We start from the raw sequence: 22,346 nt of genomic DNA, 5'->3' as shown, positions 1-22,346 counted from the left end.
CAGGCGCACTGGTCTGATTGTGGGAGCGGGCTTGCTCGCGAGGGCATCACTGCGACTGGCCTGACACACCGTGCTGCCTGCAGCGCGAGCAAGCCCGCTCCCACAGGTTACAATCGCGCCCCCCCAAAGGAGCCTGCATGTCATCTTCTCTATCAGCCGACTGGCGCGATCGCCCAACCCATCGCCGGGTATGGGCGCTGGCGGCGCCCATGATTCTGTCGAATATTTCCGTGCCCCTGGTGGCGCTGGTCGACAGCACGGTCATTGGCCATTTGCCTCACGCCCATCAGCTGGGCGCAGTGGCGGTGGGCGCCAGCATGTACATCTTCCTGGCCTGGATGATGGGCTTTTTGCGCATGGGCACCACCGGGTTCTCCGCGCAGGCCGCAGGTCGTGGCGATGGCACCGCACTGCGACAAATTCTGGTGCAGGGCTTGTTGCTCAGTGCGTTGCTGTCGATGCTGCTGGGGGCCATTGCGATTCCGTTCAGCGGGATAGCCTTGAGCGTGATGCAACCCTCGTCCGAGCTGCACGCCCTGACCCTGGATTTTTTCCATATCCGCCTGTTTGGCTTGCCCGCTGCCCTGGCCAGTTATGCCCTGGTGGGCTGGTTCCTGGGGACGCAGAACGCTCGCGCGCCACTGGCGATCCTGCTGACCACCAACCTGGTCAATATCGCCCTTAACCTGTGGTTTGTACTCGGCCTGGACTGGGGCGTGGTCGGTTCGGCGCGGGCTTCGGTGATTGCCGAGTGGAGCGGCGCCCTCCTCGGTTTATGGCTGACCCGCGGCGCCCTGCGCACCTTTCCAGGCACCCTGGCATGGGCCGGGTTACGCATCTGGAACAACTGGAAGCCGTTGCTGGGGGTCAATCGCGATATTTTTATCCGCAGCCTGATGCTGCAACTGGTGTTTTTCTCCATCACCCTGCAAGGCGCCCGTCTGGGTGACGCCACGGTGGCGGCCAATGCGCTGCTGCTCAATGGCCTGCTGCTCGCGGCCCATGCCCTGGACGGCCTGGCCCATGCTGTCGAGGCACTGTGCGGGCATGCTATCGGTGCACGGGATCGCAATGCGTTACGCCGTTCGATGGTGGTGGCCTGTGGCTGGTCGTTGCTGGCCAGCGTGGGGTTTGCGCTGTTGTTCATGTTCGGCGGCCATCTGTTTGTGCAAATGCAGACCGACATCCCTGCGGTGCGCGAAACCGCCTTCCAGTACCTGCCTTATCTGGCTCTGCTGCCGCTGATTGCGGTGTGGAGCTATTTGCTCGACGGGCTGTTCATTGGCGCCACCCGCGCCCGGGAAATGCGGGATGCAATGGTCATCAGCGTGATTATCGCGCTCCCTGTCGCCTGGGCACTGCACGGTTATGGCAACCACGGGCTGTGGATAAGTTTTCTGCTGTTTATGGTGCTGCGCAGCCTGACCCTGGCGGTTTATGCGTGGCGCATGCAGCGCCGGGACGAGTGGTTTACGCCCAAGACTGCAACCTGACCCCGAAACCTGCGCCTACGGGGTTGCGGTGACAAACTCGCTGACGTTGTCCAGCACCGGTGCCAGCCAGCGCAGCGGCCGTGAAAGCGCCGCCACCAGCGTCACGTGACTGGTGCGCGAAAAGTACAGCTCCTGCACCGGCACCTGCGCCTCGCGCAGTGCATTGGCCAGGCCGCCTGTGTTTCGGGTCGGGTTGACCAGCGTATCCGTCGCGGCCGCCATCAATAACGTCGGCGGCGACGCGTGGCTGACATGACGAATCGGCTGCGACTCGGGCGGTGAGTCCGGGTAGAAAAAAACCGGCCTGACGGCCTCATCCTTGATCGGCAAAAAGTCGTATGGCCCAGCCAGACCAATCCAGCCGCGGACATTGGCCGGGCTCAGGCCTACCGCCTTCAACCATTGCGCATCGAGGGCCAGCATCGCGACGTTGTAGGCCCCGGCGCTGTGGCCCATCAAGTACAGACGCTGGGGATTGCCGCCGTACTCGCCAATGTGCCGATACGTCCAGCCCACCGCCTGCGCGCCGTCCACCAGAAACTCCGGATATCGCACCTGTGGATAAAGCCGGTAATCGGCAATCACCGTGGTGATCCCCCGGGAAGCCAGGGCTTCGCCGACAAACAGATAGTCACTGCGCGAGCCGCTGTTCCAGCTGCCGCCATAGAAGAACACCACCACCGGCGCGCCGGGTGCAGGCTGCTTGGGGCGGTAGATATCGAGGGTTTGCCGTGGGTCTGCGCCGTAGGCAATGTCGCTGGTTTTGTCGAAGCTGCTGGTGGGTGTCAGGCCGTTGATGACCCGCACCGGTGAGCAGGCGCTGAGCAGCCAGCCCATCAGTCCCGCACAGGCCAGTCCGATGACGCGTTTGAAGGTATTGGACATGCCTGCGACCTCTGGGCAAAAAAAAACGCTGACCCCTGCAATGCACAGGTCAGCGTAGTTCAGTCAGCGAGGACTATGTCGGGCAATCAGTGGCTCGACAGGTACGACGAACGGGTCAGGCCAAGACGCAGCGCGTCCAGATACTGGGTACGCTCCTTAACGCTGATGTTGGCGCTGGCCACTTTGTCGCGGTAGTGGTTCATCAGTTCTTCGGGCGACAAGTGCACGTAGCGCAGCATGTCTTCGATGGTGTCGTGGGTCTCGATACCGGCGTGATAAACGCTGCCGTCTTCGTTCTGGTAGATGTTCACCGAATCGGTGTCACCAAACAGGTTGTGCATGTCACCCAGGATTTCCTGGTAAGCGCCCACCAGGAAGATACCCAGCAGGTAGTCTTCGCCTTCGTTCAGCCCGTGAACCGGCAGGCTGGTTTCGATACTCTGCTCGTCGACGTATTGCTTGATCTTGCCGTCGGAGTCGCAGGTCAGGTCTTGCAGCACGGCGCGACGCAGCGGCTCTTCGTTGAGACGGTGCAGCGGCAGGATCGGCAGGACCTGGCCAATCGCCCAGGTGTCCGGCAGGCTCTGGAACACCGAGAAGTTGCAGATGTACTTGTCGGCCAGCTTGTCGTTGAGTTCGTCCAGCACCTGACGGTGGGAACGCTGACGCGCTTTGAGCGAGTTGTGCAGGCGACGGCAGACGGCGAAGTAGCACTGCTCGGCCAGGGCTTTTTCAGCCAGGTTGATTTTGCCGTCGGCGTACTGGGCAGCGATGTCGCTCATGTAGTGCGTGGCACGCCAGTAGGTTTCGGTGACCATTTCAATGTCGGTCGGGCCCAGCAGGTCAACCAGCCATTGCACGGTCTCGGGCAGGCTTTCCTTGTTCTCGATCACCGGCACGTCGTCGTTGTGTTTCTCGACGTCGGTCACTTGCACCACCAGCATGGCGTGGTGCGCGGTCAGGGAACGGCCGCTCTCGGAGAAGATGTGCGGATGCGGCAGGCTCTGCGCGTCGCAGAATTCTTTGAGCATGCCCACTACCACACCGGCGTAATCGTCCATGTCGTAGTTGATCGAGCTGGCGTTGCGCGAGTGCGTACCGTCGTAGTCCACGCCCAGACCGCCGCCCACGTCGATGTGGTCAACCGGCAGGCCCAGGTTGCGCAGTTCGCCGTAGTAACGAATCGCTTCCTTGAAGCCGTGCTGGTAGTCCGCCAGGTTGGCGATCTGCGAGCCCATATGGAAGTGCAACAGGCGGATGCCCTGATCCAGGCCGGCCACACGGAAACGCTCAACCACCGACAGCAATTGCGCGGCAGACAAACCAAACTTGGATTTCTCGCCGCCCGTGTCAGCCCACTTGCTCGATGCCAGGGACGACAGACGTACGCGCAGACCCACCTGAGGCTTGACCTTCAGCGAGGCCGCTTCTTCGATCACCAGGTCTACTTCGGATTCTTTCTCGATCACGATAAAGACGTTGTGGCCCAGCTTCTGGCCCATCAGTGCCAGACGGATGAACTCGCGGTCCTTGTAACCGTTGCAGACGATGGTGCCGCCTTTGGGGGCCAGCGCCAGCACGGCCAGCAGCTCAGGCTTGGAGCCGGCTTCAAGGCCAATGGACACGTCTTTGGTGGCGATGATGTTTTCGATCACCGCTTCTTGCTGGTTTACCTTGATCGGGTACAGCGCGGTGTACTTGCTCTGGTATTCCAGGCGCTCGATGTTGGCATCGAAAGCGCCGGTCAACTGGCGTACACGGTCTTGCAGGATATCCGGGAACCGCACCAGCAACGGCAAGGACAAGCCACTGTTTTTGCGCAATTCGTCGACCTGCTCGTACAGATCGATGGGCGAGCTGTTCGGGCCGTTCGGACGGACTTCTACGCGACCGGCTTCATTGATCGCGAAATACCCGGCCCCCCAATGGCGAATCCCATAAACGCTGCGGCTGTCCGCAACTGTCCATTGGCTGCCATCGTCTTTGCGTGTGCGTCGTACGGACATCGAAGTCCCCTATAAATAAGTCAAATAGCCCAGCCTGAAAGCAGGCTGGCGCAGTCTAAAGTGTGAACGTGACGATTAGTCAGACCCTGACAACAGCGCCGAGTTTAGAAACCCGTGATAACAGGCTCTGTGAAAACCATGGCAAGCACGATCTGGCCAGCCCTTCAGAGGCGCCAGATCGGCTGTGCGGTGGTTTTCACAGAGGCTGCTAGCCGCCGGATTTCTTGGCTTTGAACCCGTGCTTGATCAACTCGCCAAGCAACAGTTCGACGTGATCGCCCTGGATTTCGATGATGCCGTCTTTCAACGCACCACCCGTGCCACAGCGTTTTTTCAACGTCGTGGCCAGTTCCTTGAGCGCGTCTTCAGCCAGCGGCACGCCGGTGATGGTGGTCACCGTCTTGCCGCCACGGCCTTTGCTTTCGCGACGCACGCGGGCAATGCCATCACCTTCGGGGATCAGGGTTTGTTTGCAGGTACAGGCGTCCACCGGCTGGCGACAGTCCGGACAGTGACGACCTGCGTCGGTGGAAAATACCAGGCCACCAAGGGCGGCGAAGGATGCGGCTTTTTTGGCCACCGGCAATCCTCATTCGGAGGACAAATAATTGGCCGGTGCATGACGCTGTTGCGCCAAGGGATACCGACCGCGAAGCCCCACTCTGGCAGGGGCAGCGCAACTCAGACGGGAAAACCGCCTGAGCCTGAAAAAGGTCGCGCAGTGTAACGACAAAATCGCTGCTGCCCAATAGCCAATCGGCGGCATTTTTTAAAGCGCCAGCCACGAACTTGTGGGAGCGGGCTTGCTCGCGATGGGATCGCAGCGGTGCAACTGAAAAACCGGGTCGCCTGAATCGCGAGCAAGCCCGCTCCCACAGGAAGAATCAACGTCAGCTCTGGGCCAGATAACGCTTGAGCGCATCCAGTGAGTCTGGGCAGTAGTCCAGGTGCGTACTCAAGCGCAGTGCCTCGTCCACCGGCATGAAGCAGGCCTGCTGAACTTCTTCGGGCTGCACCTGCAAGGGGCCATCCCACACCGCCGAAAACACCGCGCACCACAGGTGGTTCTGCGGGCCTTCGAAGTAAAACCGTTCATGGGCCGTCAGCGCCACGCCACTGACCCCAAGCTCCTCGGCCAGTTCCCGGGCAGCCGACTCGGCGTAGGTTTCGTCTACACCCACCATTCCACCTGCCGCCACATCCCAAAAACCCGGGTACAGCGCTTTGCTGAGGGTGCGCTGATGCACGCACAGTTCCCCGGCAGAATTGAATAAAAGGATGAACGTACCGCGCCCGATCAGGCCCCGCTCGCGCAATTCATGGCGCGCCAGGGCGCCCAGCAAGCAATCATCGCGATCGACCCAGGCAACTTGCTCGACATCAGAGGCCGCACGGTGTGCGGCCTCCAAAGCTGAAATAGCCATCGCTTAGCCTTGGGACAGCAATTGACGAAGGTCCATGACCGCCGCGTTGGCGCGGGAAATATAGTTGGCCATGACCAGCGAGTGGTTAGCCAGGACGCCATAGCCGCTGCCATTGAGGATCATGGGGCTCCAAACCGGTTCTTGAGCCGCTTCCAGCTCACGAATGATCTGGCGCACGCTCACCGTGGCGTTCTTTTTGGCCAGCACGTCGGCGAAGTCAACTTCGATGGCTCGCAGCAAGTGCGACAAGGCCCAGGCTTGACCCCGCGCTTCGTAGAACACGTTGTCGATCTGCATCCACGGTGTTTCGACCACTTCTTCGTCAACCACCGGCACCTGGCCCGGCTGCAGAGATTCGGTCTTCAGTGCGCTATTGAGCTTTACCCGCCCGACACTGGCCGACAGGCGTTGCGACAGCGAACCCAGACGGGTCCCTACATCACCCAGCCAGTTGTTGAGGTTATCGGCGCGAGCATAGAACAGTGCATTTTTCTGATTCGGATCAGACAGGCGCGCCTGATAGCGGCTCAGGGAGTTGATGCCTTCCTGGTATTCGGATTCGCTGGACGGCAGCATCCAGCTCTTGTTGTCAAAGTTGAAGCGCGGCTCGGCCTTGGCCAGATCTGCATCTTCGGCCGATTGCGATTGCGAGCGTGCGAAGTCTTTGCGCAGGGCGCGGGTCAGGTCCCGTACCTGCACCAGAACGCCGTATTCCCAGCTCGGGATATTGTCCAAAAAGATGCCCGGTGGAAGACGGTCATTGGACAGATACCCGCCCGGCTTGTTGAGCAACGTACCGGCCACGGTCTTGAGGGTTTCGACGGTGGTGAAGCCCGGCACCATCTGTTTGCCTTCTTTCTCGGCCGCCAGCTGGGCGTTTTGTTGCACAGGGAACAGGTCCGGTTCCTGGCTCCAGTACCAGCCAAGCCCCAGGTTCACCACCACGAAAATCGCCACGAGCACGGCGATGGAGCGGCTCAGTAGAATGCTTTTGAAATAGCCACGCGACTGTGTTTTCGTCTCTTTGACCGATTCGCGGGCACTGCCCTCACGTTTTTTCCAGTCCAGCATGGCTATGTCCTTTCATCTGCTTGATTCAACGGTTCGACCATAACCCTAACCCATCGTGCCTTGGGTGCACGCTTTTAAATCGGGGCCGGGCTTCCTGCCGTATCGCAGGGGCCATTTACGCCCGGCACTATAGAACAAGCACGCGGGCGATGGGCAAAATGGCTACCCACCCGTTAATTTCAAGTAGAAACTCGTACATTTGAAACGAGCTGCTAGCATAGAGCCACCATTCCATTTCAGCATGCTCACTTACCAGCAGCCAGGATATGACAGAGCTAGAAGACCCCAGTCGCGAACGCCTGAAACACCACTTTGCCCAGCGGGTCACCCACCAGGCACGTCAGCTCCTTGAGCTGTGGCAGCGTTTACAAGCCAATGAATGGTCACCCGCAAGCCTGGCCGAACTCGACGACGCCAACTTGCGCCTGTTGCGTTTTGCCAAGCGCTTTGAACAACCGGAGCACACCGAACTGGCCCGGGCGATCAACGTTGCGCTGCAAGACATGGCCGCCAATCAAAGTCGCCTGAGCAGCCAGCTCATCACCGAGCTCAACCGTTTGATGCAGCGCCTGTCGCGCACCGGCCTGCGCCAGGGCGACGTGGACGCCAACATCCGCCTGCCGCCGCTGCGCAAGCCTGTGTATATCTTGCTGCAGGATCTGGAGCGGGCGGACCGCCTGGCCAGGCAACTGGAGTTTTTTGAACTCAGCGTCCAGGCCTTCAGCAACCCGATGAGCTTTCGCCACGCCATGGCCGAGCGCCATCCGGCCGCGATTGTGATGGACGTTGATTTCGGCGGTCCGGGCCTTGGCCTGGAACTGGCCGCCGAAGCCCAGGTCGGCCTTGAGCAGAAACTGCCGCTGCTGTTTTTCAGCCTGCATGAAACCGACACCCCGACGCGCCTGGCCGCCGTGCGCGCAGGGGGGCAAGCATTTATGACCGGCACCCTCGAAGCGTCCATCCTGATGGAAAAGGTCGAAGTGCTGACCTGTGTCGCTCAGTACGAACCTTACAAAGTGCTGATCATTGACGACTCCCGGGCCCAGACGTTGCTTACCGAGCGCCTGCTCAACAGCGCGGGAATTGTCACCCGCACCCTGACCGATCCGATTCAGACCATGGCCCAGCTTGCAGACTTCCAGCCGGACCTGATCATCCTCGACATGTACATGCCCAGCTGTACGGGCACCGAACTGGCCAAGGTCATCCGCCACAACGATCGTTATGTGAGTGTGCCGATCATTTATCTGTCAGCCGAAGACGACATGGACAAGCAACTCGACGCCATGAGCGAAGGCGGCGATGACTTCCTGACCAAACCCATCCAGCCGCGCCATCTGATTACCACCGTACGCAATCGAGCCGCCCGTGCCCGCCACCTTAAGGCGCGCATGGTGCGCGACAGCCTGACCGGGCTGTATAACCACACCCATATCCTGCAACTGCTCGAAGACTGCACCTTTCGCGCGCGCCGTGAAAATCGTCCATTGAGCTTTGCGATGCTCGACCTGGACCACTTCAAACACGTCAACGATGGCTACGGCCACCCTATGGGCGATCGGGTGATCAAAAGCCTGGCGCTGTTTCTCAAGCAGCGCCTGCGTAAAACCGACTTTATTGGCCGATACGGCGGCGAAGAGTTTGCGATTGTGATGCCCGATACGGACCAAGAGTCGGCTTACAAGGTGCTCAATCAGATTCGCCAACGTTTTTCGGAGATTCACTACCCCGCCCAGCCGACCGATCTGTCGTGCTCGTTCAGCGCCGGCGTGGTGCAAATGCAGGACGAGGCTGACAGCCTGCTGATGGCCTCACAGGCAGACGAAGCCCTTTACCGAGCCAAGAACAGCGGCCGCAATCAGGTGCAGCGTTTCACCCAGACAAGGCCAATTGCCACTATTTGCTCGTAACCCCTGTTTTCCGTCATACCGCTGTAACTTAAGTGCAATAACTTCTGCCGCTTCTGACTGTGTTGTAGGCAAAATCCCACATGCGCCTGAAGCTGCTAACCAATCTCAACACACTGTTGCTGGTCGCCGTGTGCCTCGCCCTGGGCGCAACCTTGTGGTGGTCACAACAGGCACTGGAACGGCCCTTCCTGTTGATGGAGCGCTACCTGAGCCTCTCGCAGCAGTTCCAGAATAAGGTGGCACGCAATATCGAGGACTACCTGGCCAGCGGCGATGCCCTGCGCCTGAGCGATGCCAACAGCGCCCTCGACACGCTCAAGGACGAACTCAAGCCATTACCTGTGGCGCTGGCCGATGCGCTGCGCCCCAGCCTTGAAGACCTGAGCACCTACAGCAATACCCAGTTGCTGGCTGCCGGCAAATTGGCCGGTGATCCCCAGGCCTTGCTGCTGCAAGCCGAACGCGAGCTGGGCGCCAGCCTCGAACAACTCAGTCAGTACGCCAGCGATGCCGCCTCACCCGAGGCCCGCGCCTACCTGCCCTGGTTGCTTGGCGCCTCGCAACATTTGGCCAAGCTGTCTCTTGCTCGCGACAAGCTGGTCAGTAGCGGGCGCAGTGAGCTGGCGGGCGACGTGGCGCGTGAGCTGGACGGCATTGAGCGCCAGGTCCGGCAAATCGACGCCTTGCCCCTGCTGGGGGTCAGCAGCAAAAGCGCTTCGGACACCGACGACTTTGCCGCGATGATGGGCCTGGAATCCACCGCCACAGCCCAGGCCGAAGACGCCGGAATTGGCCTCAAGCGCGAACTCAACAGCCTGCTGAGCCGCTACCCGGCGGAGCTCAAGCGCACCCAGAACCAGATAGAACAACGCGCTCAACTCAGCGCCGCCACCCACCTGAAACTCGATGCAGTGCAGCAGGCCATCGCCGGGCTGGAGCCGGTGGTGCGCGCCGAACACGGGCAGATCCAGAACGAAGTGCGGTTGATTCAGGGACTGATGATTGGCCTGATCCTGCTGATTGCGCTGCTGATCGACACCCTGCAACGCAAACTGGCGCGGGTGCTGACGTACTTGGCCCCGCTGCTTTCGACATGGGCCGAGGGTGACTTCAGCCGCGACATTCAGTTGGGCAAAACCAACCGGGAATTGCGCGACATCGAATCATCACTCAACCGGCTGCGCAGCTATCTGGTGAATCTGGTGGGCACCCTGCGCCTGAATGCCGAGCAGGTGGCCGGCAGCAGCCAGACCCTGGCCGAACTGAGCACGGGCCTGCACAGCGGCGCACAACGCCAGGCAGGGGATACCGCGCAAATCCGCGACGCACTGGGTGAGCTGGAGGCCACCATTTCTCAGGTGGCTGGCGATGCCAGCCAGGCCGCCGACGCCAGCCGCAGCGCGGGGCTGGCCGTGGCACAAGGGCAACGGGTGATCGGCCAGAGCCTGACCGGGCTGCACGCCCTGGTGGGAGAAGTGCAAGGCAATGCGCAGACCATCGAACGTCTTGCAGAAGAATCGGCCACCATCGGCGGGGTTCTGACCGTGATTCGCTCCATTGCGGACCAGACCAATCTGCTGGCGCTCAACGCCGCCATCGAGGCGGCCCGCGCCGGTGAAATGGGCCGTGGCTTTGCGGTGGTCGCCGAAGAGGTGCGTTCCCTGGCGCAACGTACTGCGGGTGCGACCAACGAAATACAGGTACTCATTGGCGGGCTGCAACTGGCCGCCCGCCAATCGGTCGAGGGCATCCGTGCGCAAGTGACCCACGCCCAGGCCACCGCCCAGCAAGCCCAGGACGCGGACGGTGCGCTGGATGAGATTGTCGGGGCGATTGCAACCATCTCAGACACCGCCGTGCGCATTGCCGACGTCACGGCACAACAAACGGGCGCCGTCAGCGAGATTCGCGATCACAGCGAGCGCATTCACGTGCTGGGGGACGAAAACCTGCAACGCATCGGCATTGCCCGCGACCAGAGCCAGCAACTACTGACCCTGGGCTCAGAACTCAACACCGCGGTGCAGGCGTTTCGGGTGTAACCCGCCCCCCTTGTGGGAGCGGGCTTGCTCGCGATGCAGACGACTCGGTCTACCTGCATGACTGCGGTACTGCAATCGCGAGCAAGCCCGTTCCCACACCCCCACATACCCATGCACCGCGCTATCATGCCCGCACGTTCGACTTGCGAGATTCCTATGCGCCGCCTGTTTCTGCTTCTGTGTTTGCTGTTTGCCGTGCCCGCCCTGGGCGCGGGGTTACTGGATAACCGACCCAGTGCGACCCTGGGTGCAATCAATAACAGCAGCGACTTCTTGCCGGTTCGCGAAGCGTTCAAGCTCAACCTGATCAGCAGTACACCCGAGTCGATAAAGCTGCGCTTTGTCCCCACCGAAGGCTACTACCTGTATCGGCACAAGTTCGCCTTCAAGACCGAACCCGCCGACATCGCCCTGGGCGCCGCGCAACTGCCTCCCGGCGAAGCAAAACACGACGAATACTTTGGCAACGTCGAGGTCTATCACGGCATTCTCGATGTGGATATCCCGCGCCCGGCCAACGATTCGCGCCCTTTCACCCTCGTGATTACCTACCAGGGCTGCGCCGACAAGGGCCTGTGCTACCCGCCTGAAACCGAGCGACTGGCCATCGAGGGCACCGCAGCCCCTGCCACCGGCCAACCCGAAAAATCGTGGAACTGGCGCGAGCTGGCTCTGTTTTTCCTCGCCGGTATTGGCCTGACGTTCACCCCCTGCGTCTTGCCGATGCTGCCGATTCTGTCCGGCGTGGTATTGCGGGGCCAGGTCGGCGGCTTGCGCGGTTTCAGCCTGTCACTGGCCTACGTGCTGCCGATGGCCGCGTGCTTTGCCTTGCTGGGCGCCCTGATGGGCCTGTTCGGGGCTCAGCTCAATCTGCAGGCACGCCTGCAATCGGTGTGGGTGCTGGTGCCATTTGCCCTGTTTTTCGGGGTTTTTGCCCTCGCGATGTTTGGCGTGTTTGAGCTGAAATTGCCGCAAGCCATCAGCAATCGCCTCGATCGCGTGGCCAATCGCACTCAGGGTGGTTCGCTGTGGGGAGCCGCCGTGCTGGGCGTGGTTTCCAGCCTGCTGGTGTCACCTTGCGTGTCGGCTCCGCTGGCCGGGGCCTTGCTCTATATCAGTGCCAGTGGCGATGCGCTGGGGGGTGGCCTGAAGCTGTTCGCCCTCGGCCTGGGCATGGGCGCGCCGCTGCTGCTGGTCGCCACCGGTGGCGCGGCCTGGCTGCCGAAAAGCGGGCCTTGGCTGGTCAATGTGAAAAACGCCATTGGCGTGCTGCTGCTCGGCCTGGCCATTGGCTTGCTCAGCCGCGTATTGCCGGGGCCCGTGACTTTGCTTCTGATCGGTGCGCTGGCGGCGGGTGTGAGCGTGTTTCTCGGCACCCTGGAATTTACCGCTAAAGCCCCGCGCCAGCGTCTGGCCCAGTTACTCGGGCTGTTTTTGCTGGTCTATGGACTGGCCTGCTGGTACGGCGCCCTGAGCGGTCAAAGTGATCCGTTCAACCCCATCGGCCAGTCGCAATCCGCAAACACGGCAGTGACCGCCAGCGCCCAACCGGCCGACCAGTGGCTGACCGTCAGCACCCCGGCCGAACTGGACAGCGCACTGGCTCAGGCCAAGGCCGCTGGTCAGCCCCTGTTGCTGGACTGGTACGCCGACTGGTGCATCAGCTGCAAAGTGATCGAGCACGAAGTGTTGAACAACCCCCGCGTGGTCGATCTGCTCAAGGGTTATCGGCTGGTGCGTTTCGATATCACTGCCAGCAATGCCGAGCAACGTGCCCTGCTCGATCACTACTCATTGTTCGGCCCGCCAGCGCTGATGTTCTTCGGAAAAAACGGCGCCGAAAAAAGTGACCAGCGGGTCATCGGCGAGATCAATGCCGCAGACTTCGCCGAACGTGTCGCTATCGCGAATGACCAGATCTAGAGCACCGGTCACAAACTTTTCGCGAACATCGGTCATCGTGCTGGCTATTGCAGTTAACTGGACAGCGAATCCGCTTTTCGGCATAGTCGCCCGGCACTGACAACTGCACATAGATAATAAGGAACAGCAGATGGCGACTTTTCTGGTACTGCACGGCCCCAACCTGAACCTGCTTGGCACCCGCGAGCCGGGCGTCTACGGCGCAACTACCCTGGCGCAAATCAATCAGGATCTGGAACAGAGAGCCCGTGATGCCGGCCACCATTTGCTCTACCTGCAAAGCAATGCCGAGTATGAATTGATCGACCGCGTACACGCTGCCCGCAACGAGGGCGTGGACTTTATTCTGATCAACCCGGCTGCTTTTACCCACACCAGCGTGGCATTACGTGACGCGCTGCTGGCGGTGAGCATCCCATTCATCGAAGTGCATTTGTCTAACGTGCACAAACGCGAACCTTTCCGCCATCACTCCTACTTCTCCGACGTTGCGGTAGGTGTGATCTGCGGCCTTGGCGCCAGCGGTTATCGACTGGCCTTGGAGGCCGCCCTGGAACAGCTTGAACTACAAGCTAAACGCCCCTGACAGACCCATTGGGAGTTGACGATTCATGGATATCCGTAAAGTTAAGAAGCTGATCGAACTGCTGGAAGAGTCCGGCATCGACGAGCTGGAAATTAAAGAAGGCGAAGAGTCCGTACGCATCAGCCGTCACAGCAAGACTCCAGCTCAGCAGTTCTACGCACCGGCACCAATGCAACAAGCTCCAGCCGCGGCTCCCGTTGCTGTTGCTCCGGTTGCCACCGTGACCGAAGCGCCTGCTGCACCAAAACTGAACGGTTTTGTGGTCAAGTCGCCAATGGTCGGTACGTTCTACCGCACCCCGGCTCCAACCTCGCCTGCCTTCGTTGAAGTTGGCCAGACCGTCAAGGTTGGCGACACCATTTGCATCGTTGAAGCGATGAAAATGATGAACCACATCACGGCTGAAAAAGCCGGCGTTATCGAATCCATCCTGGTCGAAAACGGTCAGCCGGTTGAGTTCGACCAACCGCTGTTCACCATCGTTTGAACCGCGGGGAGCCAACGATGCTGAAGCCTCAGAAGCTGGAAAAAGTCCTGATCGCCAACCGTGGCGAGATTGCTTTGCGCATCCTGCGGGCGTGCAAGGAAATGGGGATCAAGACCGTCGCGGTGTACTCCACCGCCGACAAAGAGCTGATGCACCTGGGTCTGGCAGACGAAACCGTCTGCATCGGCCCGGCACCGGCCAACCTGTCTTACCTGCACATTCCGGCCATCATCGCGGCCGCTGAAGTGACCGGCGCCACGGCGATTCACCCGGGCTACGGCTTTTTGGCTGAAAACGCCGATTTCGCCGAGCAAGTCGAGAAATCCGGCTTTGCCTTCATCGGCCCGAAAGCCGACACCATTCGCCTGATGGGCGACAAGGTTTCGGCCAAGCACGCCATGATCGCTGCAGGCGTACCTACGGTTCCAGGTTCTGACGGCCCGTTGCCTGAAGACGAAGAAACCGCACTGCGCATCGGCCGTGAAGTCGGCTACCCGGTGATCATCAAGGCAGCAGGCGGCGGCGGTGGCCGTGGCATGCGCGTTGTACACCGTGAAGAAGACCTGATCGAAGCTGCCAAGCAGACCCGCGAAGAAGCCGGCGCCTGGTTCAGCAACCCGATGGTCTACCTCGAAAAATACCTGACCAACCCACGTCACGTGGAAGTTCAGGTCATTTCCGATGGCCAGGGTAACGCGATCCACCTGGGCGACCGCGATTGCTCGCTGCAACGTCGTCACCAGAAAGTGCTGGAAGAAGCACCGGCACCGGGCATCGACGAAACCGCACGCGCTGAAGTTCTGGCTCGCTGCGTAAAAGCCTGTGTCGACATCAACTACCGTGGCGCGGGCACTTTCGAGTTCCTGTACGAAAACGGTCGCTTCTACTTCATCGAGATGAACACTCGTGTGCAAGTAGAGCACCCGGTGTCTGAAATGGTTACTGGCATCGACATCCTGAAAGAGATGTTGAGCATCGCAGCCGGTAACAAGCTGTCCTTCACCCAGGCTGACGTGAACATTCACGGTCACTCGCTGGAGTGCCGGATCAACGCTGAAGACCCTGCGACGTTCATGCCGAGCCCTGGCATGGTCAAGCACTTCCACGCTCCGGGCGGCAACGGCGTTCGCGTCGATTCGCACCTGTACAGCGGCTACAAGGTTCCGTCCAACTACGACTCCCTGATCGGCAAGCTGATCACCTGGGGTTCGACCCGTGACGAAGCCATGGCGCGCATGCGCAATGCCCTGGACGAAATCGTGGTCGACGGTATCAAGACCAACATCCCGCTGCACCGCGACCTGGTGAATGACGAAGGCTTCTGCAAAGGCGGCGTCAACATTCACTACCTGGAACACAAACTGGCTAACCAGTAAGTTTGTCATCCGATCAACAAAGCCGCTTTCGAGCGGCTTTGTTGTGTGTGGCCGCTGAGTCCTTCGTGGGAGCGGGCTTGCTCGCGATACAGACGGTGCGGTCCGGCTGCATGACCACGGTGATGCAATCGCGAGCAAGCCCGCTCCCACAAAGGAACAGCCGCTGCCCGCTTTTCATCGTTTTTGATTACCCCCCTGCCTGCCCGCTCGCGTAAACTTGCGCGCTTCTCGCAGCCCGACCGGCTGCACACTCCTATTTTTCAAAGGTGCCCGCCATGCCTTGGCTGCAAGTACGCCTCGCCATCAGCCCGGAACAAGCCGAAACCTACGAAGACGCGTTCCTCGAAGTCGGTGCCGTTTCTGTGACGTTCATGGACGCCGAAGATCAACCGATTTTCGAACCTGAACTCAACACCACCCCCCTGTGGTCGCACACCCATTTGCTGGCATTGTTCGAAGGCGGCACCGAAGCCGACCTCGTGCTGTCCCATCTGGAACTGCTCACTGGCTCGCCACTGCCTGAACACCACGCCGAGGTCATTGAAGACCAGGACTGGGAGCGCAGCTGGATGGACAACTTCCATCCGATGCGCTTCGGCCAGCGCCTGTGGATCGTGCCAAGCTGGCACGCAGCCCCGGAACCTGATGCGGTCAACCTGCTGCTCGATCCGGGCCTGGCGTTCGGCACCGGCACCCACCCGACCACCGCACTGTGCCTGGAATGGCTCGACGGCCAGGATTTAAAAGACTGCAACGTGCTGGACTTCGGCTGCGGTTCGGGGATTCTGGCCATTGCCGCCCTGCTGCTGGGCGCCAGGGAAGCCATCGGCACCGATATCGACGTGCAGGCGCTGGAAGCCTCCCGCGATAACGCCGGGCGCAACAATGTCGCCGAGGCACTGTTCCCGCTGTACCTGCCTGAAGACCTGCCACAGGTTCAGGCCGACGTGGTGGTTGCCAACATTCTGGCAGGCCCGCTGGTATCCCTCGCCCCGCAATTGTCGAGCCTAGTCAAGCCGGGTGGTCGCCTGGCACTGTCGGGCATCCTCGCCGAACAGGGCGAAGAAGTGGCTGCGGCGTACGCCAAGGACTTCGATCTGGATCCGATTGCCAATCGCGATGGCTGGGTGCGCATCAGTGGCCGTCGGCGCTAGAATGCACGCCTGCTCAATCCGGATGGCCGCATGAACGATAGCTTCGTTACCCAGTGCCCACATTGCCAAACCAGCTTTCGCGTGCGCCACGCCCAATTGGGCATGGCTCGCGGAGTGGTGCGCTGCGGCGCCTGCCTGCAAGTGTTCAATGCCGCACAGCAACTGCTGAACCAGAGCACTGAAACAGAGCAGCCGCCCGCCGTGGTGACACCTGCCGTTGCCGCGCCCGAAGTCATCGAGCCGACACCCGCCCAGGCCCCTGCCACACCTGTGCCGGCCAGCCCGGCACCGTGGCAGGCCAACGCGATGGACCTCGACCATCTGGATCTGGACGAAGAGCTGGCCAAGCTCGAAGAGCGTGAAATACAGCCCAGCAAAAGCTTCGGCCAGCCCCACACGCCCAAAAGCAGCTCACTGAGTGCTCGTCGCGAAAGCAACGACGCTGAAGAAAACGAATGGTCTGACAGCCTGTTCAGTGAATCTGCAGCCGACCGCGCCGAGACGGCCAAGGATGCCGAAAAAGCCGTAGAGCTCGCCAAGACAGGGCGTACCGAACCGTCAGTGTCATTGGACCTCGACGAACCGGACGACACACCGCCGCTCCAGCTTTCGCTGGACGACGACCTTGAGCCGCCGCTGCCGGGCGAGCGCCTGTCGGCGACCGATGACGATGACGACGAGCTCCCTGAACCTGTGCCGGTCAGCAAAGACAAGCGCAAGCGCAGCGAGCCAGCCATGCGCGAAGATCCGTTGATGGATCTGGTCGACGATCCGCTGCACTTGGACTGGCAGAAGCGCCGTACCCCCTGGGGCAAGCGCCTGCTCTGGACCTTGCTGGTATTGCTGGCCGCGGCGGCATTGGCCGGGCAGTACATTGCCAACCACTTCGACGAGCTGGCACGCCAGGATCAATACCGTCCGATCTTCCAGCAACTGTGCCCGCAGATCGGCTGCACGGTGCCGTCCAAAGTCGATATCGACCGCATCAAAAGCAGCAATCTGGTGGTGCGCAGCCATCCCGAGTTCACCGGAGCGCTGGTGGTGGATGCCATCCTCTACAACCGCGCACCGTTCTCCCAGCCCTTCCCGTTACTGGAACTGCGTTTTGCCGACCTCAACGGCAAAATGATTGCCAGTCGTCGGTTTAAACCCGGCGAATACCTGACCGGGGATTTGTCAAAAGCCGAAATGCCCCCGCAAACCCCCATCCATATTGCGCTGGACATCCTCGACCCGGGTCCCAAGGCCGTGAACTACAGCCTGAGTTTTCACTCGCCCGAATAACCGCGCTACGCTTTGAGTGACAAACCGCAAGCGGCAAGTGCCGGGCTCTTCGCCCCCCACTTGCCGCTTGCGGTTTGTGTCTTGCGGCTAATTGTTCAAAATTCATCCAATTGCGTCTTTAACCAGTCATCGAGAGCGGGTATCATGCCAACCCTTTTTCGAACTCCCAAGATCCGGCCCCACAACAGGGAAGTCCTATGTCGGCGGTACGCATCGGCCCATATACATTGCACAACGGTTTGATTCTCGCCCCTATGGCGGGTGTCACCGACCAGCCCTTTCGTCAGCTTTGTCGACGGATGGGTGCAGGCCTGGTTGTTTCGGAAATGGTCACCAGTGACATGAGTCTCTGGAACAGCCGCAAATCGCGCCTGCGCATGATTCACGACGGTGATCCCGAGCCACGCTCGGTACAGATCGCCGGCGGTGACGCGCAAATGCTGGCAGACGCCGCCAGGGCCAATGTGGAACTGGGCGCACAGATAATTGACATCAACATGGGTTGCCCGGCAAAAAAGGTCTGCAACAAGGCCGCCGGCTCCGCGTTGCTAAAAGATGAAGCACTGGTAAACGAGATCCTGCAGGCCGTCGTGGCTGCGGTTGATGTGCCGGTTACCCTGAAAATCCGTACCGGCTGGGACCGGGACAACAAGAACGGCATTACGGTGGCAAAGATCGCCGAACAGGCCGGCATTACCGCTCTGGCGGTGCACGGCAGAACCCGTGCCGACCTGTACACCGGCGAAGCCGAGTACGACACCATTGCCGCGATCAAGCAGGCGGTGTCGATACCGGTCTTTGCCAACGGCGACATTGATTCACCCCACAAGGCCCTGCACGTGTTGAACGCGACCGGGGCTGACGGACTATTGATAGGCAGGGCGGCTCAAGGGCGGCCCTGGATTTTCCGCGAAATTGATCACTTTCTGCGCACCGGGCAACTGATGCCGGCACCGCAATTGAGTGAAGTGGAACGTATTCTGCTAGAGCATCTGACTGCATTGCATACCTTCTATGGGGAGGTGCTGGGCGTACGCATTGCCCGCAAGCATGTCGGCTGGTATCTGGCAACCTTGCCGGGCGCCAAGGAGTTTCGCGCCCACTTCAATCGTTTAGAAGATACGGAAGCACAATGCGCCAACGTTCAGGCGTTTTTCGCCGAACGACACAAGAGCCTGGTAACAGGGGACGAAGGATGGGTGGCCGCATGACGATGATGACCGAGACATTAGTGAGTGGAACAACGCCCGTGAGCGACAACGTCAACTTGAAACAGCACCTCAATACACCGAGCGAAGAAGGCCAGACCCTTCGCGGGAGTGTCGAAAAGGCGCTGCACAATTATTTCGCCCACCTGGAGGGCGCTGAAGTCACGGACGTCTACAACCTGGTACTTTCCGAAGTCGAGGCTCCCCTTCTCGAGTGCGTCATGAACTACGTCAAGGGCAACCAGACCAAGGCCTCCGAGCTGCTGGGCCTCAATCGCGGCACCTTGCGCAAAAAGCTCAAACAGTACGATCTGCTGTAAGCATTCAATCAAACCTGAAAGGCGTCCTGATAAAACAGGCCGCCTTTTTTGCTGACTCCTTTGCTTTTGATGGAAATCGAGATGACCGATCAGACTACCCGCCTGCCGATCCGCCGCGCTCTAATCAGTGTTTCCGACAAAACCGGAATCCTTGATTTCGCCCGTGAACTGGAAGCCCTCGGCGTCGAGATCCTGTCCACTGGCGGTACGTTCAAGCTGCTGCAAGACAACGGCGTAGCCGCCGTTGAAGTGGCGGACTACACCGGCTTTGCAGAAATGATGGACGGTCGGGTGAAAACCCTGCACCCGAAAATCCACGGTGGCATTCTGGGCCGTCGCGGCATCGACGACGACATCATGAGCGAGCACGGCATCAAGCCGATCGACCTGGTAGCCGTTAACCTCTACCCGTTCGAAGCCACCATCTCCAAGCCAGGCTGCGACCTGCCGACCGCCATCGAGAACATCGACATCGGCGGCCCGACCATGGTCCGTTCGGCTGCAAAAAACCACAAAGACGTGGCCATCGTGGTCAATGCCAGCGATTACGCCAACGTTCTGGAAAACCTCAAGGCCGGTGGCCTGACCTACGCACAGCGTTTCGACCTGATGCTCAAGGCGTTTGAACACACCGCTGCCTACGACGGCATGATCGCCAACTACCTGGGCACCGTGAACCAGGCCGCTGAAGTACTGAGCACCGAAGACCGCGGCCTGTTCCCGCGCACCTTCAACAGCCAGTTCATCAAGGCCCAGGAAATGCGCTACGGCGAGAACCCGCACCAGAAAGCGGCGTTCTACGTTGAAGCCAAGCCGACCGAAGTCAGCATCGCGACGGCAACCCAGCTGCAAGGCAAGGAACTGTCGTTCAACAACGTGGCCGACACCGACGCCGCGCTGGAATGCGTAAAAAGCTTCGTCAAACCGGCTTGCGTGATCGTCAAGCACGCCAACCCGTGCGGCGTAGCCGTGAGCCCGGACGCTGAAGGCGGCATCCGCCAGGCTTACGAACTGGCTTACGCCACGGATACCGAATCGGCGTTCGGCGGCATCATCGCCTTCAACCGTGAACTGGACGCCGAAACGGCCAAGGCCATTGTTGAGCGTCAGTTCGTTGAAGTGATCATCGCCCCGTCCGTGAGCGAGGAAGCCCGCGCCATCGTCGCGGCCAAAGCCAACGTGCGCCTGCTGGCCTGCGGCCAGTGGAGCGAAGATCGCGCCCCGGCCTGGGACTTCAAGCGCGTCAATGGCGGCCTGCTGGTTCAAAGCCGTGACATCGAGATGATCGGCAGCGAAGACCTGAAAGTCGTGACCAAGCGCGCACCGACCGAGCAAGAGATCAACGACCTGATCTTCGCCTGGAAAGTAGCCAAGTACGTGAAGTCCAACGCCATCGTCTACGCCAAGGGCCGTCAGACCATCGGTGTCGGCGCGGGCCAGATGAGCCGCGTAAACTCGGCCCGTATTGCCGCGATCAAGGCTGAGCACGCCGGTCTGCAAGTACAGGGTGCCGTCATGGCATCGGACGCCTTCTTCCCGTTCCGTGACGGCATCGACAACGCGGCCAAGGCCGGTATCACTGCGGTGATCCAGCCGGGCGGCTCGATGCGTGACAACGAAGTGATTGCAGCTGCAGACGAAGCCGGTATTGCCATGGTGTTCACCGGCATGCGCCACTTCCGTCACTAAATGCACCATCCACTGTGGGCACTGGCTTTTGTGGGAGCTGGCTTGCCTGCGATAGCAGCACCTCGCACTCTCTGAAACACCGAGGTGGCTGTATCGCGGGCAAGCCCGGCTCCCACAAAAGCTGGGCCTTCAAGCACCCTAGTGGTGCTCACCAGATTTGAGCGTCATCCGAGGTTTTTGAAATGAATGTTTTGATCATTGGCAGCGGTGGCCGCGAACACGCACTGGCCTGGAAAGTAGCTCAGGACCCACGTGTCGCTAAAGTATTCGTTGCCCCGGGCAACGCCGGCACCGCCATTGAAGCCAAATGCGAGAACGTCGCCATCGACGTGCTGGCCCTTGAGCAACTGGCAGATTTCGCCGAGAAGAATGTCTCCCTGACCATCGTGGGTCCGGAAGTACCCCTGGTAGCCGGTGTTGTGGATCTGTTCCGCGCCCGTGGCCTGGACTGCTTCGGCCCTACCGCCGGCGCTGCTCAGCTGGAAGGCTCCAAGGCGTTCACCAAGGACTTCCTGGCACGCCACAAGATCCCGACCGCCGATTACCAGAATTTCACTGAAATCGAACCGGCTCTGGCTTACCTGCAGAAAGTCGGCGCGCCGATCGTGATCAAGGCCGACGGCCTGGCCGCAGGTAAAGGCGTGATCGTCGCCATGACCCTGACCGAAGCCGAAGACGCCGTACGCGACATGCTCGCAGGCAACGCCTTTGGCGAAGCCGGTTCACGGGTCGTGATCGAAGAGTTCCTCGACGGCGAAGAAGCCAGCTTCATCGTGATGGTCGACGGCAAGAACGTTCTGCCAATGGCCACCAGCCAGGACCACAAACGTGTTGGCGATGGCGACACCGGCCCGAACACCGGCGGCATGGGCGCTTACTCCCCTGCCCCGGTCGTGACCGCCGACGTTCACCAGCGCGTGATGGATCTGGTGATCTGGCCTACCGTGCGCGGCATGGCTGACGAAGGCAACGTCTACACCGGTTTCCTGTACGCAGGCCTGATGATCGACAAAGCCGGCAACCCGAAAGTCATCGAGTTCAACTGCCGCTTCGGCGACCCTGAAACCCAACCGGTGATGCTGCGTCTGCAATCGAGCCTGGTGCTGCTGGTTGAGGCCGCACTGGCCCAGGCGCTGGACAAGGTTGAAGCGCAATGGGATCCGCGCCCAAGCCTGGGCATCGTCCTGGCTGCCGGTGGCTACCCTGGCGATTACGCCAAGGGCACGGTCATCCACGGTCTGGATGCCGCGGCCAAGCTGGAAGGCAAGGTTTTCCATGCAGGTACGGCACTTAATCAAGCCGGTGAAGTCGTAACCTCGGGTGGACGTGTATTGTGCGCAACCGCAATGGGTGACACCGTTGAAGCGGCGCAACACAAGGCCTACGAACTGGCCAAGGCCATCGAGTGGGAAGGTTGCTTCTACCGTAACGATATTGGCTACCGAGCCATTGCACGCGAACGCGGTGACGACCAGGAATAAGCAATCC

Annotated in this window: 18 protein-coding genes; 13 read left to right on the top strand and 5 right to left on the bottom strand. The window is 60.5% G+C overall.

Going from position 1 to position 22,346, the window contains the following annotated elements:
* Window positions 1–137 precede the first annotated feature (137 nt).
* On the top strand, window positions 138–1,493 hold the full coding sequence (locus AC19YQ_RS06755) for an MATE family efflux transporter (RefSeq protein ID WP_500594837.1): 1,356 nt from the start codon (window positions 138–140) through the stop codon (window positions 1,491–1,493).
* A gap of 15 nt (window positions 1,494–1,508) precedes the next feature.
* Here AC19YQ_RS06755 and AC19YQ_RS06750 read toward each other — a convergent pair whose 3' ends face one another.
* The 5 genes from AC19YQ_RS06750 to AC19YQ_RS06730 form a co-directional block, all read right to left on the bottom strand.
* Window positions 1,509–2,378 carry an alpha/beta hydrolase gene (locus tag AC19YQ_RS06750; RefSeq protein ID WP_339474727.1) on the bottom strand — a complete coding sequence of 290 codons (870 nt, stop codon included), beginning with the start codon at window positions 2,376–2,378 and terminating at the stop codon, window positions 1,509–1,511.
* Between the two features lie 86 nt (window positions 2,379–2,464).
* Window positions 2,465–4,384: an arginine decarboxylase gene (gene speA, locus AC19YQ_RS06745; protein ID WP_133078778.1), complete on the bottom strand. Its 1,920-nt coding sequence runs from the start codon at window positions 4,382–4,384 to the stop codon at window positions 2,465–2,467.
* A gap of 208 nt (window positions 4,385–4,592) precedes the next feature.
* Window positions 4,593–4,964: a translation initiation factor Sui1 gene (locus AC19YQ_RS06740; RefSeq protein ID WP_019825846.1), complete on the bottom strand. Its 372-nt coding sequence runs from the start codon at window positions 4,962–4,964 to the stop codon at window positions 4,593–4,595.
* Window positions 4,965–5,274: 310 nt separating this feature from the next.
* Window positions 5,275–5,808, bottom strand: a complete 534-nt coding sequence (locus AC19YQ_RS06735) for an NUDIX hydrolase (RefSeq protein ID WP_500594836.1) — start codon at window positions 5,806–5,808, stop codon at window positions 5,275–5,277.
* 3 nt (window positions 5,809–5,811) lie between these two features.
* Entirely contained in the window at window positions 5,812–6,879 is a 1,068-nt protein-coding gene (locus AC19YQ_RS06730) for a DUF2333 family protein (protein WP_133078776.1), read from the bottom strand.
* Window positions 6,880–7,145: 266 nt separating this feature from the next.
* On the opposite strand from AC19YQ_RS06730, the gene AC19YQ_RS06725 reads away from it, so the two are divergent.
* From AC19YQ_RS06725 to purD, 12 genes are all read left to right on the top strand, one after another.
* Window positions 7,146–8,789, top strand: coding sequence for a GGDEF domain-containing response regulator (locus AC19YQ_RS06725; protein WP_339474730.1), 1,644 nt, complete (start codon window positions 7,146–7,148; stop codon window positions 8,787–8,789).
* An 80-nt stretch (window positions 8,790–8,869) separates the two neighbouring features.
* Window positions 8,870–10,831 carry a methyl-accepting chemotaxis protein gene (locus tag AC19YQ_RS06720; RefSeq protein ID WP_500594835.1) on the top strand — a complete coding sequence of 654 codons (1,962 nt, stop codon included), beginning with the start codon at window positions 8,870–8,872 and terminating at the stop codon, window positions 10,829–10,831.
* A 156-nt stretch (window positions 10,832–10,987) separates the two neighbouring features.
* Window positions 10,988–12,754, top strand: a complete 1,767-nt coding sequence (locus tag AC19YQ_RS06715; RefSeq protein ID WP_500594834.1) for a protein-disulfide reductase DsbD — start codon at window positions 10,988–10,990, stop codon at window positions 12,752–12,754.
* A 130-nt stretch (window positions 12,755–12,884) separates the two neighbouring features.
* Window positions 12,885–13,340, top strand: coding sequence for a type II 3-dehydroquinate dehydratase (aroQ, locus tag AC19YQ_RS06710; RefSeq protein ID WP_048360251.1), 456 nt, complete (start codon window positions 12,885–12,887; stop codon window positions 13,338–13,340).
* Between the two features lie 25 nt (window positions 13,341–13,365).
* Window positions 13,366–13,827: an acetyl-CoA carboxylase biotin carboxyl carrier protein gene (gene accB, locus AC19YQ_RS06705; protein ID WP_019826877.1), complete on the top strand. Its 462-nt coding sequence runs from the start codon at window positions 13,366–13,368 to the stop codon at window positions 13,825–13,827.
* A gap of 17 nt (window positions 13,828–13,844) precedes the next feature.
* Window positions 13,845–15,203 (top strand): acetyl-CoA carboxylase biotin carboxylase subunit, encoded by a 1,359-nt coding sequence (gene accC / locus AC19YQ_RS06700; protein WP_133078772.1) that lies wholly within the window; start codon window positions 13,845–13,847, stop codon window positions 15,201–15,203.
* Window positions 15,204–15,478: 275 nt separating this feature from the next.
* Window positions 15,479–16,357, top strand: coding sequence for a 50S ribosomal protein L11 methyltransferase (gene prmA, locus AC19YQ_RS06695; protein WP_133078771.1), 879 nt, complete (start codon window positions 15,479–15,481; stop codon window positions 16,355–16,357).
* A gap of 30 nt (window positions 16,358–16,387) precedes the next feature.
* The gene (locus AC19YQ_RS06690) at window positions 16,388–17,641 is read left to right on the top strand and encodes a DUF3426 domain-containing protein (RefSeq protein ID WP_500594833.1); all 1,254 of its coding nucleotides are present in this window, start codon (window positions 16,388–16,390) and stop codon (window positions 17,639–17,641) included.
* Between the two features lie 197 nt (window positions 17,642–17,838).
* Window positions 17,839–18,852, top strand: coding sequence for a tRNA dihydrouridine synthase DusB (gene dusB, locus AC19YQ_RS06685; RefSeq protein WP_133078769.1), 1,014 nt, complete (start codon window positions 17,839–17,841; stop codon window positions 18,850–18,852).
* On the top strand, window positions 18,849–19,169 hold the full coding sequence (fis, locus tag AC19YQ_RS06680) for a DNA-binding transcriptional regulator Fis (RefSeq protein ID WP_003439210.1): 321 nt from the start codon (window positions 18,849–18,851) through the stop codon (window positions 19,167–19,169). The genes dusB and fis overlap by 4 nt, the downstream gene beginning before the upstream one ends.
* An 81-nt stretch (window positions 19,170–19,250) precedes the next feature.
* Window positions 19,251–20,858: a bifunctional phosphoribosylaminoimidazolecarboxamide formyltransferase/IMP cyclohydrolase gene (purH, locus tag AC19YQ_RS06675; protein ID WP_133078768.1), complete on the top strand. Its 1,608-nt coding sequence runs from the start codon at window positions 19,251–19,253 to the stop codon at window positions 20,856–20,858.
* A gap of 182 nt (window positions 20,859–21,040) precedes the next feature.
* Window positions 21,041–22,339: a phosphoribosylamine--glycine ligase gene (gene purD, locus AC19YQ_RS06670; protein WP_133078767.1), complete on the top strand. Its 1,299-nt coding sequence runs from the start codon at window positions 21,041–21,043 to the stop codon at window positions 22,337–22,339.
* Window positions 22,340–22,346: the final 7 nt, after the last annotated feature.

It is taken from the genome of Pseudomonas sp. MF06569 (genome assembly GCF_059862735.1).
This window is presented reverse-complemented; position numbering and strand designations above follow the sequence as displayed.

What these genes read in the sequence shown, in the direction of transcription:
- AC19YQ_RS06755 (WP_500594837.1), top strand. Translation starts at nt 138, where the DNA reads ATGTCATCTTCTCTATCAGCCGACTGGCGCGATCGCCCAACCCATCGC.
- AC19YQ_RS06750 (WP_339474727.1), bottom strand. Translation starts at nt 2,378, where the DNA reads ATGTCCAATACCTTCAAACGCGTCATCGGACTGGCCTGTGCGGGACTG.
- speA (WP_133078778.1), bottom strand. Translation starts at nt 4,384, where the DNA reads ATGTCCGTACGACGCACACGCAAAGACGATGGCAGCCAATGGACAGTT.
- AC19YQ_RS06735 (WP_500594836.1), bottom strand. Translation starts at nt 5,808, where the DNA reads ATGGCTATTTCAGCTTTGGAGGCCGCACACCGTGCGGCCTCTGATGTC.
- AC19YQ_RS06730 (WP_133078776.1), bottom strand. Translation starts at nt 6,879, where the DNA reads ATGCTGGACTGGAAAAAACGTGAGGGCAGTGCCCGCGAATCGGTCAAA.
- AC19YQ_RS06725 (WP_339474730.1), top strand. Translation starts at nt 7,146, where the DNA reads ATGACAGAGCTAGAAGACCCCAGTCGCGAACGCCTGAAACACCACTTT.
- AC19YQ_RS06720 (WP_500594835.1), top strand. Translation starts at nt 8,870, where the DNA reads ATGCGCCTGAAGCTGCTAACCAATCTCAACACACTGTTGCTGGTCGCC.
- AC19YQ_RS06715 (WP_500594834.1), top strand. Translation starts at nt 10,988, where the DNA reads ATGCGCCGCCTGTTTCTGCTTCTGTGTTTGCTGTTTGCCGTGCCCGCC.
- aroQ (WP_048360251.1), top strand. Translation starts at nt 12,885, where the DNA reads ATGGCGACTTTTCTGGTACTGCACGGCCCCAACCTGAACCTGCTTGGC.
- accB (WP_019826877.1), top strand. Translation starts at nt 13,366, where the DNA reads ATGGATATCCGTAAAGTTAAGAAGCTGATCGAACTGCTGGAAGAGTCC.
- accC (WP_133078772.1), top strand. Translation starts at nt 13,845, where the DNA reads ATGCTGAAGCCTCAGAAGCTGGAAAAAGTCCTGATCGCCAACCGTGGC.
- prmA (WP_133078771.1), top strand. Translation starts at nt 15,479, where the DNA reads ATGCCTTGGCTGCAAGTACGCCTCGCCATCAGCCCGGAACAAGCCGAA.
- AC19YQ_RS06690 (WP_500594833.1), top strand. Translation starts at nt 16,388, where the DNA reads ATGAACGATAGCTTCGTTACCCAGTGCCCACATTGCCAAACCAGCTTT.
- dusB (WP_133078769.1), top strand. Translation starts at nt 17,839, where the DNA reads ATGTCGGCGGTACGCATCGGCCCATATACATTGCACAACGGTTTGATT.
- fis (WP_003439210.1), top strand. Translation starts at nt 18,849, where the DNA reads ATGACGATGATGACCGAGACATTAGTGAGTGGAACAACGCCCGTGAGC.
- purH (WP_133078768.1), top strand. Translation starts at nt 19,251, where the DNA reads ATGACCGATCAGACTACCCGCCTGCCGATCCGCCGCGCTCTAATCAGT.
- purD (WP_133078767.1), top strand. Translation starts at nt 21,041, where the DNA reads ATGAATGTTTTGATCATTGGCAGCGGTGGCCGCGAACACGCACTGGCC.